Origin of the sequence: Burkholderia sp. AU30280 (assembly GCF_020420125.1) — a bacterium.
GTDB lineage: Bacteria > Pseudomonadota > Gammaproteobacteria > Burkholderiales > Burkholderiaceae > Burkholderia.
In genome coordinates this window covers 1-14,981 of record NZ_JAIZRY010000015.1, presented here as the reverse complement: position 1 = coordinate 14,981, position 14,981 = coordinate 1, and the positions used below count along the sequence as shown (strand labels likewise).

12 protein-coding genes are annotated in these 14,981 nt (G+C 69.3%); 6 read left to right on the top strand and 6 right to left on the bottom strand.

The features are described 5' to 3' along the window. Window positions 1-218 precede the first annotated feature (218 nt). Both LGN17_RS28770 and LGN17_RS28765 read right to left on the bottom strand, forming a co-directional pair. Entirely contained in the window at window positions 219-1,142 is a 924-nt protein-coding gene (locus tag LGN17_RS28770) for an alpha/beta hydrolase family protein (protein ID WP_226200392.1), read from the bottom strand. Window positions 1,143-1,293: 151 nt separating this feature from the next. Next, complete coding sequence (locus tag LGN17_RS28765; protein ID WP_226200390.1) at window positions 1,294-3,537, bottom strand: TonB-dependent siderophore receptor; 2,244 nt, start codon at window positions 3,535-3,537, stop codon at window positions 1,294-1,296. 302 nt (window positions 3,538-3,839) lie between these two features. On the opposite strand from LGN17_RS28765, the gene LGN17_RS28760 reads away from it, so the two are divergent. Next, a complete protein-coding gene (locus LGN17_RS28760) occupies window positions 3,840-4,547 on the top strand; it encodes a FadR/GntR family transcriptional regulator (protein ID WP_175951949.1) in 708 nt (235 codons plus the stop codon). 15 nt (window positions 4,548-4,562) lie between these two features. Here the strand turns inward: LGN17_RS28760 and LGN17_RS28755 are convergent, their stop codons facing one another. From LGN17_RS28755 to LGN17_RS28740, 4 genes are all read right to left on the bottom strand, one after another. Next, the gene (locus LGN17_RS28755; RefSeq protein ID WP_226200389.1) at window positions 4,563-5,585 is read right to left on the bottom strand and encodes an acetylserotonin O-methyltransferase; all 1,023 of its coding nucleotides are present in this window, start codon (window positions 5,583-5,585) and stop codon (window positions 4,563-4,565) included. A 77-nt stretch (window positions 5,586-5,662) separates the two neighbouring features. Next, complete coding sequence (locus LGN17_RS28750; protein WP_226200387.1) at window positions 5,663-6,763, bottom strand: 3-dehydroquinate synthase II family protein; 1,101 nt, start codon at window positions 6,761-6,763, stop codon at window positions 5,663-5,665. Window positions 6,764-6,813: 50 nt separating this feature from the next. Next, window positions 6,814-7,878: a 3-dehydroquinate synthase II family protein gene (locus LGN17_RS28745; protein ID WP_226200385.1), complete on the bottom strand. Its 1,065-nt coding sequence runs from the start codon at window positions 7,876-7,878 to the stop codon at window positions 6,814-6,816. 52 nt (window positions 7,879-7,930) lie between these two features. Beyond that, entirely contained in the window at window positions 7,931-8,731 is an 801-nt protein-coding gene (locus LGN17_RS28740) for a 2-amino-3,7-dideoxy-D-threo-hept-6-ulosonate synthase (RefSeq protein ID WP_226200383.1), read from the bottom strand. 283 nt (window positions 8,732-9,014) lie between these two features. Here LGN17_RS28740 and LGN17_RS28735 point away from each other — a divergent pair, with 283 nt between their 5' ends. The 5 genes from LGN17_RS28735 to LGN17_RS28715 all read left to right on the top strand — a co-directional run. Further along, window positions 9,015-10,061 (top strand): LLM class flavin-dependent oxidoreductase, encoded by a 1,047-nt coding sequence (locus LGN17_RS28735; RefSeq protein WP_319000871.1) that lies wholly within the window; start codon window positions 9,015-9,017, stop codon window positions 10,059-10,061. 40 nt (window positions 10,062-10,101) lie between these two features. Continuing rightward, on the top strand, window positions 10,102-11,328 hold the full coding sequence (locus LGN17_RS28730) for an FAD-dependent monooxygenase (RefSeq protein WP_226200379.1): 1,227 nt from the start codon (window positions 10,102-10,104) through the stop codon (window positions 11,326-11,328). Between the two features lie 68 nt (window positions 11,329-11,396). Beyond that, entirely contained in the window at window positions 11,397-11,921 is a 525-nt protein-coding gene (locus LGN17_RS28725) for a flavin reductase family protein (protein ID WP_226200377.1), read from the top strand. A gap of 122 nt (window positions 11,922-12,043) precedes the next feature. Continuing rightward, entirely contained in the window at window positions 12,044-12,967 is a 924-nt protein-coding gene (locus tag LGN17_RS28720; protein WP_175970378.1) for a LysR family transcriptional regulator, read from the top strand. Window positions 12,968-13,067: 100 nt separating this feature from the next. Beyond that, window positions 13,068-14,981, top strand: a 1,914-nt coding sequence (locus LGN17_RS28715) for an FUSC family protein (RefSeq protein ID WP_226200375.1), incomplete at its 3' end; no start/stop codon positions are given.

The following is a 14,981-nucleotide window of genomic DNA, read 5'->3' as shown; positions in this document are numbered from 1 at the left end:
CCTCGGCTCATCTTTCTGACCGAGGCCCTTCCAAACAAAGCGCAGGCACTACCGCATCATTGAAGTACCGTTCTCAGGCGCACGGGTACGTAGAAAGGTTCATGTGACCATGCGAATCTGCCAGCAACCACGACTCGCAAGCGCACTCTGCCGTTCGACCAGCGGCCGACGATCACAACAGGCAAGCCCCCTGCAACCCGATTCGACCGCCTCCCGAATCAACCCGCCAACCTCATCGCCACCAACGGCCCGACAAACGCCTCAAAGTGCGGCAACCAGATCGGTATCGCCTCCTTGACCGAAAACATCCCGTGCCCGTTCTTGCCGAACGGCGGCTCGACAATCATCTGCCCGCGCCCACCTGCCCCTTGAAACGCGGCAAACCAGGTCGCCACAACCTCCGGCGCGAAATACTTGTCGTTCTGTACGTAATGCCAGAGCACCGGCACGCGCGTCGTACTCGCAAAATGCCCGATCGTGTCCGCCATCTGCTTCGGATCGCACGGCATCCCGGGATGAGTCGTCGGGTTCCCCCCACGCCCGCCCGAGAAGTTCACCACCGCGACTACCCCCTGCGGCGCGTAGCTGGCCGCCGCCAGCGAAGCAAAACCACCCGCCGATTGCCCGACCAGCACGACGCGGTTTCGATCCACCTGCGGCAACGTCTGCCCATACCGCACCGCCGCCAACACATCGCGCGCGGCCTGCTGCCCCGCAGCAAGGTAGTCGGGATGCCGGCACGAACCCGCATCCTCTTCATCGACCCCGCCCGTCGCCCCGTACCCGCGGCGGATCGGCACGATGACCGCGAAACCGAGTTGCACGAACGTCCGGATCTGCGGCAACGCGCGGTAGCGGCCCACCTTCGGCCGGTCGCGCGGATCGGGCGGGCTGCCGTGGCTCAGCACGATCAGCGGAAAAGGCCCCGGGCCGTCCGGCATGTAGGTGGTGGCAACGATGTCGCGTGTGCCCGCCCCTTCGTCGACCGGGACCTTGACGACGGTTTCATGCAGATCCGGCGCGATGGACGTGTCTTCGACCGCCGTCGCCGCGCAGCCGACGACGGAAGCGATCAACGCGCCCGAGATCAGCACGCGACACAGGCGGATGGCGATCCGGTTTCGACGAACGACGATGCTCATGGGTGATCTCTCCACGAATCCGCAGCCGACGCGACGGCCCACGCTGCCGCGGCACATACGGCGAAGGCATCAGTGTATCCGGGCGGCGGCGCGGTCGGGACAACCGCACGCGCACAGCCCGCCGCAGCGGCATCGCGATCGTCACCCGCCATCACCACCGGTAACTCACATCCCCCGTCACCATCAACCGCGTGCCATAGAAACACCCGCCCGCCGAAAAGCACGACGACACATAAGTCCGGTCGAACAGGTTGTTCACGTGCGCTGCAACACGCCACCCCTTCCACGCAGGCCGTTCAACGCCAAGGTCATACGACAGCCCGAGATCGAACAGCACGACAGCCGGCACATCGAAAGTATTGACGTTGTCGCCCGCGCTGCGCCCGACATAACGTACACCGCCCCCCACCTTCAACCCGCGCAACCCAGGCCGCTCCACCGCATAGTCCAGCCACAGCGACGCGAGATGGCGCGGCACCGCCGCCACGCGCTTGCCGACGACAGTCGGATCCGTATCGGCCTGCACCGTCGTGTCGAGATACGTATACGCGGCAATCACATCCACTTGCTTCCACACGCGCGCACGCCCTTCCAGCTCGATCCCGCGCGATCGCACCTCCCCCGTCTGCACATTGAAGAACGGATGCTCCGGATCCGCGGTCAGCACATTGCGCTGGCGAATATCGAACGCCGCGATCGACGCGTTCTGCAGCCGATCCGGCGACTGATAACGCAACCCGACCTCAAACTGCTTCGCCTTCGTCGGCGTGAACGGCTGTCCATCGAAGCGCGTGCCGAGTGCCGGTTCGAACGACGTCGAATAGCTCAGGTACGGCGCGAAGCCGCTATCGAACAGATAGACCGCTCCCGCACGCCCGGTGAACGCCCGCGTGCTCTGCCGCACGCTCGCGGATCGCAGCAGGTCATCGGTCGTCGTGCGCGACCACTCCTCCCGGCCGCCGAGCGTAAAGACCCACCGATCCCAGCGCACCTGATCCTGCAGATAGACGCCGATCCGGTCAGGCGTCTGGCGCGTCTGCTGCGCGACCGGCGGCACCGCATACGGCTGCCCGTAATCGGGCGCGCGCGTATCGAGCGGCGGCGCCGCACCGAAGCCCGACCCGACGAGATTCGCCACCGCATGCTCATACGACAGCCCGGCCAGTACCGTATGCTCGACCGGCCCCGTCATCACGCGCATCTCGGCCTGGTTGTCGAGCGCGAGATGGTTCACGTGCTCGCGCGACCACGACAGCGAACGATTCAGCACGCCCGGCGCCAGATACGGCGCAATGAAATTGACGGCCGCACCCGCGAAGTCGACATCGAGATGCGTATAGCGCACGTTCTGCCGGACCTTCCACGTCGAATCGAAACGATGCTCGAACGCATAGCCGATCATCGCCTGCGTGCGGTCGTAGGTATCGAAGCCCGGCAGTCCCGGAAAGAAATGCGTCGGAATCCGCCTTCCCGCATCCGGCCAAAGCGTGCCGAGGGCCGGCAGCCAGCCCGCGAAGTTGTTGTGCGGATCGCGCTGGAACGACCCCAGCAGCGTGAAACGCGTATCGGCGTTCGGCTGCCACGTCAGCGACGGCGCGACGACGATCCGCTGCTGTCGCGAATAATCGATCTGCTCGTCGGCCCGGCGTGCGAGGCCGTCGATCCGGTAGCGCCACGTGCCGTCCTGCGTCACGGGTCCGCTGAAATCGAATGCAAGCTGCCCGCGATCACGGTTGCCGGTCTGCACGGCAAGCAGGCGCTGCGCATCGCGCGTCGGCCGCTTGCTGACCATGTCGACGATGCCGCCGGGGCTCGCCTGTCCGTACAGCACCGACGCCGGGCCGCGCAACACGTCGATGCGTTCGAGCGTCCACGGATCGACGACGCTCGCGGCCCAGTTCACGCCTTTGGGCAGCGGCAGGCCGTCGAGCATCTGCGGATTGATCGCCGCCGCCGCGAACCCGCCGAAGCCGCGCAGGAACACGCTTTCGAGCACGCCGCCGGGGCGCGAGTCCGCATAGGCGCCCGGCGTGTAGCGCAGGCTCTCGCCGACGCTATGCACGTCCTGACGGTCCATCTGCTCGCGCGTGACGACCGACAGGCCCTGCGGCACCTCGACGATCGCCGTGTCGGTCTTGGTGCCCGCGCGCGACACGTCGGCCGCGACGCCCTGCACGGGGCCGACGCCCGTCTCGCGCCGCCCGTCGACGACGATCGGCGCGAGCATCGGCGCATTCGCGGGCTCGCCCGCGTCCGGCGCATCCTGCGCCGCGGCGGCAACCGGCATCGCGGCCGTGCAGGCCAGTGCGGCCGCCCAGCCCGGCACGCGCCGCAACGCCGCGCGCGGCAACGGAAATCCTGGCCGCGCACGGCCGCCGGTGTGTGATCGATTCATCTCGGGTTATCCGGAAAGCGGAGACGGACGTCGGCGGATTCACCGCGCCCTCGGGTAGGAAGACGGGCCGCTCTTGCAACGGCGACCTCGACTGAACAGCGAATGGGAATCATTTACGTCGGCGCGGCGCGGGTAAATGCCGGTGGACGCAATCGACGAATGTGCGGCACGCATCGATCGGTCGAAGATTTATTCGTCTGACGTTAACAAAATGTCACGTTTGAATATCGTTATCCTGAACGACCAAACGAATGATCGGATGATAGGATAGCGACACCCTCAAGTTTCAAGCGAAACACGCAATGTCAAGCCTGCCCCCGGCCACCCGACACTCGCTCGTCGATTCGGCGATCGAGATCCTCAAATCCAACATCACTTCCGGCATCTGGCGCGTCGGTCAGCGCATTCCGACCGAGCTCGATCTCGCGAAACAGCTCGAGGTCGGGCGCAACACGGTGCGCGAGGCAGTCCGCACGCTCGCGTATTCCGGCGTGCTCGAAGTACGCCAGGGCGACGGCACCTATGTGCGCCGCAACGTCGATCCGGCGGAGACGATGCGCGACGTCGATCGCGCCGCGCGCAGCGACCATCTCGAGCTTCAGTGCATGCTCGAAACGGAATGCGCGCGCTACGCGGCGCGCCGGCGCACCGACGAGGATCTCGCGACGCTGCGCAAGCTGCTGAAGGCACGCGGCGAGCGCGAAGCGACGCGCGACGTGAAGAAGTTCGTCGAGCGCGACCGCGCGTTTCACATCGCCGTGGCCGCCGCATCGCACAATCACGCGCTGGAAGCGCTGTATCGCTATTTCTCGGGCTCGATCCTCGCGAACGTCGAAGACATCCTCGTCGAACTCGACGAGGCCGAGATTCCCGAGCCGGACATGCGGGCGCACCAGGCGGTGCTCGACGCGATCGAACAGCGCGACGAGAACAAGGCGGTTCGCGCGACACTCGCGATCCTCAAGCCTCAGATGACCTGGCTCGAGACCCGCGAGACGCCCGCCGCCTGACGCGCCCGGCCCGCGCTACGCCGCGACGGCCTCGATCACGTCGATCTGCCCGTCCGGCGCGGCGCGCACCCCGGCGGGCCGCCAGCCGGCGGCGCCGAGCAACGCGTCGTATTCGTCGCGCGTGCGCTCGCGGCCACTGCCCCAGCACATCATGTGGATGTCGTAGAGCTTCGAGAAATGCGCGACGCCCGGCGCCGGCACGACCCGTTCGATCACGAACACGCGCGCGCCGTCCCGGGCGCTTTCGCGTGCCCGCTTGAGGATCGCCACGCACTCGTCGTCGTTCCAGTCATGCAGGATCAGCTTCAGCAGATAGACGTCGGCCGCCGGCACCGCGTCGAACATGTTGCCGCCCGCCTTGCTGCAACGCGTGCTCACGCCCATCCGCTGCGCCCAGTCATCCGCATCGCCGTCGATCACTTCGGGCAGGTCGAACACGACGCCGGTCAGTGACGGAAATCGCCGCAGCAGGCTGCACAGCATGTGCCCCTGGCCGCCGCCGATGTCGCACGCATGCGTGCCCGGCGCGAACGTGACGTCGCGCAGCGCATCGACGACCTGTTCCGACTGCACGGTCGAGAAGCTCGACATCGCGCGCTTGAAATCGGTGCGGTAACGTTCGTGGTCCTTCGCATAGTCGAATGCCATCGCGCCGAACTCGCGAATGAAGCCATTCTGCTGTCCCTCGCGCACCATGTCGGGCAGGTGCGCCCAGATCGCGTAGTGCTCGGGGCCTTCCTGCAGCAGCACGAAATCGCGTAGCGTGCTCGGGGCGTCCGCATGCAGCAGCGCCCCCGACGCGGTGGCCCGGAAGCCGCGGCGCGTGTCCTCGTCGAGCAAGCCAAGCGACGCAAGCGCGCGCAGCAACCGATACAGCAGCGGCTCGTCGACGTCGAGCTTCGCTGCGAGCGCGGCCGACGACACCGGCGCGTCCGTCGTGACCGCATCGAACACGCCGAGCCGCGTGCCCGCATACAGGATCCGGCTGCGCCAGCGTCCGAACAGCGTGTCCAGCACCTGTTTTGCCGCATTTTCCATAAAGCACTCCTGAACATGAATCGACCGCGCCGGCGCGTGACGCACCGGGCGATCGCATCGTCAACGAAGCATGCGGATCACTGCTCGTGCAGGAATTCCCGGATCGGGTAGCCGACGTGGCGCTGCGCATCGAGCGTGTAGCCGAGGATGCGGTCGCCGCGCTTGAGCTCCGTGATGTTGTGCACGCTGCCCTTCGGCCCGAGCACGCGCACGTGCCAGTCGTCCTGCGCGATGATGTTGATCGCGCGATTGGCGGCATTCTTCGCCTCGATCAGCAGCAGCGGACGCGTCTCGACCTTCGCGCGCCCGACCACGACGCGGCGCGCCTTGCCCTGCACGTTGACGGCGAGGATCTCCGCGCCCGATTCGAGCTCGGCGAGATAGCGCGTGCGGTTGTCCGGCGCGACGACGTACGAATGGAGCGCGGCGGCGTTCACGCGGAACGGGCGCGTCGGCATGTACGGCAGCGGGTGCGTCTCGCTGCTGATGAGGATCATGCCGGTCGAATACGAGCCGACGAGGATGCCCTCGTCCTGCTCGAAGCGCGAGCAGGTATCGACGCACACGCGTTCGCCCGGCCCCAGGTGCGTGAGCCCGACGATCTCGATTTCCTCGAGCTGCAGATCCTCGACCGTGTCGCTGCAGATCGACACGAGTTGCGTGGCCTGCCCGACCTGCGTCGGCGTGAGCAGCACGCCCTCGGGGCCGCGCTGCAGCACGTTCAGCGTGACCTCCGCATCCTCCAGGTCGGCGACGACGGTGATCAGCTCGCCCGTCGCTCGATCGGCGGCCGCCAGCAGGATCTCGAGCGGGATCTTGCTCGGGTCCTGCAGGAATTCGACGAGCAGCCACGGCGTGGACGTCGACAGCTCGCACGCACGGGTGAGCGTCGCCTCGCCCGTCACCTCGATGAACACGCCGAGTTCGACGCCGTCCGGCACCGCGAAATCGACCGGCAGGCCATCCTTCACGAGGACGATCTGCACCTGCTCGAGCAGCGCCGCATCGGCCGGCTGCCGATCGACGACCGCGACCTTGCGCGCGCTCGGCGGCAGCCGGCCGGCCTGCTCCGCATCCTTCACGACGAATGCGGACACGCCGACATGCAGCGCCTCCTCGGTGATCTCGTCCGCGAGCTCGCCGATGTTGCGCAGGTCAATCCAGGAAAGCTTCTTCAAGGCCAATCTCCTTCGAAAGGGGATAACGCAGGTTGAATGACAGGATGAAACTAGCGGCTGACGGAAACGGCCAAACGCGACGCGGCGGCCCTCATCCGGCAATCCACCCAGCCGGCGCCCGGTTCGAAGCCGGCAAGCCGGACACCGGGCGCGACATCGGCGAGACCGACGCGTGCGCCGTCGTCGGTCCGGAACTGCACCGCACGGTCGCCGCGCATCACGACGCGCGTGTTCGCGCCGGATGCGCTGCGCGTGTGCAGCGCGACGAGCGGCGCGGATTCGATCCGCACGCGGCCGACCACGATCGCGCGCGTGTCGCCTGCCGCGCCGACCGTCAGGATCCGCTCGCCGGAACGCAGCAGCGAAAGCTGGCGCGCGCGGTCGCCGCCGCAGAACACGAACGATTCGGCCGAGCCCGCGTCGATGCCGAACGCGAGCGGCTGGCCGGGCGGGTGCGCGGCGCCGGCCGCGACGACGAGCAGCATGCTGGTCGCGCTCGCGCCGGCCAGCACGCACTCTTCTCCGTCCAGCTGCGAACAGCCGTCGATCACCGCATGCAGCCCGGCGCCGAGCGGCTCGACGCGCTGCACCTCGAACGTTTTCAGCTTCAGCGGCTCGCGCGGGCGCAGCTCGCCGCAGGCAGCCAGCACGCCGCGCAATGCGGCCGCATCGCGCGGTGCGAACGCGATGTCGACCGGCGACTGCGCATGCTTGCGCGCGAGGTAGGCCGCGCCGTGCGGGTCGGCCAGCGATACGACGATGCGGCACGCGGCATCGCGGACACCCGCGAGCAGGCGCTCGAGCGGCACCGTCGTCGCGAGCGCGTAGTCGAGCAGCACGAGCGCGTGCCGCGCGATCGCGGTGCGCGCGGCGTCGAAATCGGCCGCGCCGTCGATCCTCACGCGAACGCCCGCGAGCGGCGCATGCGCGTCGTCGACCAGCGTCGCGACGCCCGCCATCGAAACGGCCAGTTGCGCGACCGCGCCGGGCGCGCACGTGTCGCGCTCGGCCTCGGCCACCACGAAGCGGCACGCGCCGGCCCTCGCTGCGTCGGCCGCGACGGCGCCTGCCTGCGCGCCGAACGCGCGCAGGTCGATCCACGGATAGCGATACATGGAACCCCTCGATGATCGAAAGAAACCGGGCGCGACGGCCCGGCGCACCGGCTCAGGCGGCCAGGTGCGCGGCGCGGCGCTCGACGCCGTGCACGGCATCGGACAGGCGGCGGATCAGCGGTGCGGCTTTCGGCGCGGCGAACACGTTGCGACCGGCTGCAATGCCGAGCGCCCCCGCGTGCATCACGCGCGACGTGAACGCGACGAACTCGTCTTCCGGCAGCTTCGCGCCGCCCGCGACCAGCACCGGCAGCGACGAGCCGGCGATGATGTCGGCCATGCTCGCGGCGTCGCCGCTGTACGGCAGCTTGACGATGTCGGCGCCGAGATCCGCCGCGACGTTCGCCGCATGGGCAATCAGTTCGGTCTGCGGACGATCGCCGAGGCCCGGGCCGCGCGGATAGATCATCGCGAGCAGCGGCAGCGACCAGCGCGCGCACTCGGTCGCGATGCGGCTCAGGTCGAGCAGTTGCTGGCTTTCCGTTTTCGAGCCGAGATTCACGTGCACGCTGACCGCATCCGCGCCGCTCGCCAGCGCATCCTCGACGCTCGCGAACAGCGTCTTCGCGTTCGCATCCTCCGCGTAGCGCGTGCAGCCGTTCAGGTGCACGACGAGCGCGAGATCGCTCAGCACGTCGGGCGACAGGAAGCGCGCGCGGCCGCGATGCACGACGATCGCGTCGCCGCCGTGCGCGGCGATGTCGCCGACCAGTTGCCGCAACTGCTGCGGATGGGCGATCGGCCCGTCCGCGAGCGAATGGTCGAGCGGCACCATCAGACACTTGCCCGACGCGGCGCGCACCACCCGCCGCATCCTGAGCGCCTTGCCAGAAACCGATAGAAGAGCGTCCATCCTTGATTCCTCGCCGGAATGGAGAGGCCGGCCCGTGCACTTCAGCCTGCCCCCGGAGTGCCCGCTTGCGGGCGGAACTGGAGCAACAACCGAGCAACGCTTGCAGCAAATCTTGCATCGTGTAAGACTTGCATAGACCCAATCATCCTATGATTGGATCATCCTTGCAAGTACATTGCGAGCGATCCCGCTTCCCGACCGGGGGACGCATTCGACGCGGCATCGGGTCCCCTTTGCAGACAACGGCAGCACATCAACCTGTGAGGTGTCTATGAAGTTCGGCGTGTCCTTTTTGCCCGATACCGGCCCGGCCGACCGCCCGGCGGCCGACTACTATGCGCACGCGCTGAAGCTCAGCGCGCTGGCCGACCGGCTCGGCTACACGTACGTGAAGATGACCGAGCACTACCTGAAGCCGTACGGCGGCTACAGCCCGTCGCCGCTGATGTTCCTCGCGGCCGCGGCCGCGCAGACGAAGTCGATCCGCCTGATGACGGGCGGCATCCAGGCGTCGTTCCATCATCCGATCCAGCTCGCGGCCGAGGCCGCGCAGCTCGACGCGATCTCGAACGGGCGGCTCGAGCTGGGCTTCGCGCGCGCGTTCCTGCCGTACGAATTCGATGCGTTCGGCATCGATCTCGATTCGAGCAAGGCGCGTTTCCAGCAGACGATCGACGCGACGGTGCGCCTGCTCGCCGAGGAATCGGTCAGCGAGGACACGCCGTTCTTCCGCTATCGCGACGCGCAATCGCTGCCGCGCCCGACGCAGCAGCCGCGCCCGCCGGTCTGGGTCGCCGCGCTGCTCACGCCGTCCAGCTTCGAGTGGATCGGCGAACGCGGCTTCAACCTGCTGATGGCCGCGCCGCCGCGCAAGGCCGCGCTCGCGAAGACACAGGAGATGGTGGCGCTCTATCGCGAGACGTTCGAGCGCCATCACGGCCACACCGGCCGCCGGCCGCAGGTCGCGATCAGCATCCCGCTGATGATCGGCACGTCGGACGCGCACGCGCTGGCGCTCGCGGAGCCGCGCCTGCGCCATCACTGGCGCTATTTCGCGGAAGCCGCGAAATCGTGGGACCAGGTGCAGTCGTCGGCCTATCAGGGCTATAACGAGGCGATGAAGAACAAGATGGGCGGGATGGACACGGCCGACCTCGACGCGACCGCCGTGCTCGGCACGCCCGACACCGTGCGCCAGCGCATTCGCGCGCTGGAAGCCGATCTCGGGCTCGACGCGATCCTGTGGCACATCGACTATGGCGCGCAGCCGTACGAGCTGATGAGCAACAACCTGGAGGTGTTCGCCCGCGACGTGCTGCCGGGACTGTGACGCCATGCCGATCCCTTCCGGACCCACAGCGAACTCGCCCATGACACCCTCCCTGTCACTCGACACGATCGTCGTCGGCGCCGGCATCGGCGGCCTGGCCGCCGCGCTCGCGCTGCGCCGCGCCGGCCATCGGGTCACCGTCCTCGAGCAGAGCCGGGCGTTCCGGGAAGTCGGCGCGGGGCTGCAGGTCGTGCCGAACGCCACGCGCGCGCTGCGCGCGCTCGGCGTGCTCGACCGGCAACGGCTGGCCGCCGTCGCCCCGACCGCGACGATCCGCCGCCGCTGGCAGGACGGCAGCCTGCTCGGCGCCTTCCCGCTCGGCGACGACGTCGAGGCCGCCTTCAACGCACCGTACTGGAACGCGCATCGCGCCGACCTGCATGCCGCGCTGCTCGACGCCGTGCGCGACCCGTATACAGCCGGCCCGCCCGTCGCCGTGCTCGGCGGCGTCGCGGTGCGCGGGCTCGTCGCGTGCGGGCCGGACGGCGCGACGCTCGTCGATGCGGCGGGCACGCGCTGGCGCGCGGATCTCGTCGTCGCGGCCGACGGTATTCATTCGACGCTGCGCCACGCGCTGCTCGGCGACGACGCGCCGCACTACAGCGGCGACGACGCGTATCGCGCGCTGATCGACGTCGATGCGATCGATCCGCGCTCGCCCGCGTTCGAGATCGTCAAGGAACCGCAGGTGACGATCTGGCTCGGGCCCGGTCGGCACGCGATCCATTACTGGGTGCGCGACCGCCGGCTGCTGAACCTCGTCGTGATCGTGCCGGGCGACGGCAGCACGCGCGAATCGTGGAGCAGCAAGGGCGACCGCGCGACGCTCGAGGCCGAGCTCGACGGCTGGGATCCGCGCCTCGTCGGGCTGATCCGCTGCGCGTCGGACCTGAGCCGCTGGTCGCTGCACGACCGCCAGCCGCTCACGCGCTGGGTGTGGGACAGCGTGTGCCTGCTCGGCGACGCGTGCCATCCGATGCTGCCGTACCAGTCGCAGGGCGCCGCGCAGGCGCTCGAGGACGCGGTCGTGCTCGGCCGGTGCGTGACGGGGCTCGCGTCGAAGGAGGCGCTCGGCGCCGCGCTGGTCGAGTACCAGCGCTTGCGGATCGACCGCAGCGCACGGATCCAGCTTGCGTCGGCCGGCAACGGCGGCGTGTTCCACCTGCCCGACGGCCCCGAGCAACAGGCGCGCGACGCCGAGCTCAAGTCGCGCCGCGCCGACTTCAAGTCCTACCACTGGACCTGGGCCGACGCGTACCAGCTTTGACGCCCGCCCCGGCGCCGTGTGGCGCGCGCCGCGCGGCGCCGGGGCCCTCGTGACAGGACCGCATTAGGATGAACACCGTGGACATTGCGCAGCAACTGAAACAGGCGATGCGCGGCGTAGCCGCCACCGTCACGATCGTCACGACCGGCGGCGATGGCGCCGCGGCCGCACCGTGCGCGCTGACCGCCAGCTCGTTCACGTCGGTCGCGCTCGATCCGCCGACCGTGCTGGTGTGCATCAACCGGCGCGCCAGCATTCACGCGTCGATCACCGGCCACCGGCGCTTCTGCGTGAACGCGCTGCGAAGCTGCCACGTGCCGCTCGCGCTCGCATGCAGCACGACGGGCTCCGAAGCGCGTTTCGCGCACGATGCGTGGCGCACCGACGCGGCGACCGGCCTGCCCTACCTCGAGAACGCGCAGACGTCCTTCTTCTGCGACACGCTCGAACAGGTCGAGGTCGGCTCGCATTCGATCCTGGTCGGACGGGTCACGCGCGTCGCGATGTGCGACGACGTGAACCCGCTGATGTACGTGAACGGCGCATTCGCCGCCGTCCGCTCGCTGTCGCCCGATGCCGGCGCCGGCCAGTGACACCCCGATGCGTGCGCCACGCGTGATGCCGCGCGCAATCGTTGCGTGCGTTGCAGTCACGCTGCGCGCGCCTATCCCGCATTACCATTGCGCCGCATGCACGCGATGACACGGAGAAGCCGATGGCACCCGACCTGAACCTGCTGATTTCGCTCGACGCGCTGCTCGAAGAGGGGAGCGTCGTCGGCGCCGCACGCCGCATGAACCTGAGCCCGCCCGCGATGAGCCGCACGCTCGCGCGCATTCGCGAAACGGTCGGCGACCCGATCTTCGTGCAAGCGGGCCGCAAGATGGTGCCGACGCCGCGCGCGCTCGAGCTGCGCGGCGTCGTCCGCGAAACCGTGGAGCGCGCGTCGCAGTTGCTCGCCCCGTCCGCGGAAATCGATCTCGGCACGCTCGACAAGCAATTCAACGTGCGCGCGAACGACATCTTCGTCGGCCTGCACAGCAGCCGCCTGCTCGAGGAGATGGCGCGCGGGATGCCGCGCGCGATGCTGCGCTTCACGCCCGAGGAAGACGACATCGACGACGATGCCTTGCGCAGCGGCCGCATCGACCTGTTCATCAGCGCATCGCGCCGCCTGGGGCCGGAAATTCGTGTGCAGCCGCTGTTCACGACGACCTTCGTCGGCCTCGCGCGCGACGACCACCCGATCTTCGACGACGACATCACGCCCGAGCGCTTCGCGCGCTGGCCGCATATCGGCGTCTCGCGGCGCGGCAAGTCGGCGGGGCCGATCGACGACGCGCTCGCCGCGCGCGGCCTCGCGCGGCACGTGCTGCTCGTCGTGCCGACGCCGTATGCGGCGATCTTCGCGCTGCAGGCGTCGGACCTGATCCTGCCGCTGCCCGAGCATCTCGCGCGCGGCGCGGTGCAGGCCGGGCTCGGCGTGCGCGCGTTCGAACTGCCGGTGCCGCTCGAAACCGTGCTGATCACGCAGGCGTGGCATCCGCGCTTCCAGAGCGACCCCGCGCACCAGTGGTTGCGGCGTGTCGTGCGCGGGCTGTGCACGGGCCAGCCGGTGCTGCATCCGGCGCACGCGTGACGCATGCGTCGCACGCACTCGTCGAGTGCAAAGACGTCACTGTTCGGCATGCATGGCTCGACCGTAGACTGGCTTCGTCCTTTCTCATGGAGCAAGCGCAGTGCATGACGCAGCCGATCAGACGCGCGCCGTCGCGGCGCCGCCCCGCCGCCTGAATCGCGCGGCCGCGGCGCTGATCGCGCGCATCGACATCTTCACGCCGCGCGGCGCGTATGTCGCGCGCTCGGTCATTGCCGCCGCGCTCGCGCTCGGCGTCGCGTACCTGCTCGAACTGGAAACCCCGTACTCGGCGGCGTCGACGGTGCTGCTCGTGATCAACCCCGTGCAGGGCGCCGTGATCGGCAAGGGCGTGTGGCGCGTGGTCGGCACCATCGCGGGGATGGTCGTCGCGTTCGTGCTGATGGGCTGCTTCGCGCAGCAGCCGCTGCTGTTCATCCTCGGCTTCGCGTTCTGGCTCGGCCTCTGCGTTGCAGGCATGACGCTTCTGCGGCACTTCCGCGCGTCGGGCACCGTGGTGGCCGGCTACACGATCGGCCTCGCGACCTACGGCGCGATGCAGCATCCCGAGCTGACCTTCGAGCACGTGATCGGGCGCGGCTCGACGGTCGCGATCGGCGTGCTGTGCCTGAGCCTCGTGTCGATGCTGCTCGGCACGCGCGACGTGCACGCAAGACTCGAAGCGCTGGTGACGCGCGTCACGGCCGACGTCGCACGGGCCATCGCCGCGCAGCGCAACGGCCTCGCGGCGACGCCCGCCGACGACAAGCGGCACGCGCTGTTCGCCGGCATCTACGGCATCGACGATCTGCTCGCGCTCGGCAAGGCCGAATCGGAAGATCTCGCACAGCGCGCGGCTGCCGTGCGGCACGGGATGGCGTCGCTGTTCGGCGCGCTCGCGGGCGGCACGCCGCCGCTGCCGGCCGACAGCCCCGGCGCGCAAGCGGTCGCGTCGCTGCAGCCGCGCCTCGCGGCCGCGTGGCAGGCCGCCGCCGATGCATTGGGCGCCGGCCCCGGCGGCGCGGTGCACGCGCTTGCGCTGCTGGGCGACGCGCGCGAACGCTTGCGCGACGCGCTCGACGGCATCGCGCTCGGCGATCCGCGCGACGAGGCGGCGTGGCTGATTGCCGGCGAGCGGCTGATCGAACAGATCGACGACTACCGCGCGGCGCTCGACGGGCTCGTCGAATTGCAGCGCCCGCGGCCGGGCGACCGGCCCGCCCGGGTGCGCTTTCACCGCGACACGGGCGCCGCGCTGCGCAACGGCGTGCGCTCGGCCTGCGCGATCGCGCTCTCCGGCGCGCTCTGGCTCGTGACCGGCTGGAACCAGGGCGACATGATGCTGCTCGTCGTCGCGCCGTACTGCGCGCTGCTCGCGACCGCCGGCAACCCGGCCGCCGGCGCGCAGGCGTTCATCAAGGGCACGGTGCTGGCCGTGCCGGCCGCGTTCGTGTGCGCGTTCGGCATCCTGCCGCGCATCGAAGGCTTTCCGCTGCTCGTCGTGGCACTCGCGCTGTTCTGGATGCCCGGCATCTACGCGACGAGCGTGCCGAAGACTTCGCTCGCGGGGCTCGCGTATCTGGTCGCGTTCAACACGCTGACCGGCGCGACCAATCCGTTCCGCCCCGACGTTGCGCTGTTCCTGAACCAGTCGGTCGCGTGGGTGCTCGCCACCTTCCTCACGCTGCTCACGTTCCGGCTGATCCTGCCGCGCAACCTGGCCACCGATGCCACGCGGATGCGCCGCACGATCCGCGACGACACGCTCGCGCTCGTGGCCGGCAAGCGCGTCACGGCAGCGGGCTGGCAGCAGCGCCAGCAGCACCGCATCGCGCAGCTCGGCGCGCTGCTCGCGAGCCAGCCGGCCGCGATGACGCAGGCGAGCATCGAGGCGCTCGCGGCGCTGCACGTCGGCAAGGAACTGCTGCGGATCCGTCGCGGCGCCGCGCGCGACGGGCTGCCCGACGCCGCGCGCCGCCGCGTGCGCGCCGGGCTCGCCGGCCTCGCGCGGCATGCC

What these genes read in the sequence shown, in the direction of transcription:
- LGN17_RS28770 (WP_226200392.1), bottom strand. Translation starts at nt 1,142, where the DNA reads ATGAGCATCGTCGTTCGTCGAAACCGGATCGCCATCCGCCTGTGTCGC.
- LGN17_RS28765 (WP_226200390.1), bottom strand. Translation starts at nt 3,537, where the DNA reads ATGAATCGATCACACACCGGCGGCCGTGCGCGGCCAGGATTTCCGTTG.
- LGN17_RS28760 (WP_175951949.1), top strand. Translation starts at nt 3,840, where the DNA reads ATGTCAAGCCTGCCCCCGGCCACCCGACACTCGCTCGTCGATTCGGCG.
- LGN17_RS28755 (WP_226200389.1), bottom strand. Translation starts at nt 5,585, where the DNA reads ATGGAAAATGCGGCAAAACAGGTGCTGGACACGCTGTTCGGACGCTGG.
- LGN17_RS28745 (WP_226200385.1), bottom strand. Translation starts at nt 7,878, where the DNA reads ATGTATCGCTATCCGTGGATCGACCTGCGCGCGTTCGGCGCGCAGGCA.
- LGN17_RS28740 (WP_226200383.1), bottom strand. Translation starts at nt 8,731, where the DNA reads ATGGACGCTCTTCTATCGGTTTCTGGCAAGGCGCTCAGGATGCGGCGG.
- LGN17_RS28730 (WP_226200379.1), top strand. Translation starts at nt 10,102, where the DNA reads ATGACACCCTCCCTGTCACTCGACACGATCGTCGTCGGCGCCGGCATC.
- LGN17_RS28725 (WP_226200377.1), top strand. Translation starts at nt 11,397, where the DNA reads ATGAACACCGTGGACATTGCGCAGCAACTGAAACAGGCGATGCGCGGC.
- LGN17_RS28720 (WP_175970378.1), top strand. Translation starts at nt 12,044, where the DNA reads ATGGCACCCGACCTGAACCTGCTGATTTCGCTCGACGCGCTGCTCGAA.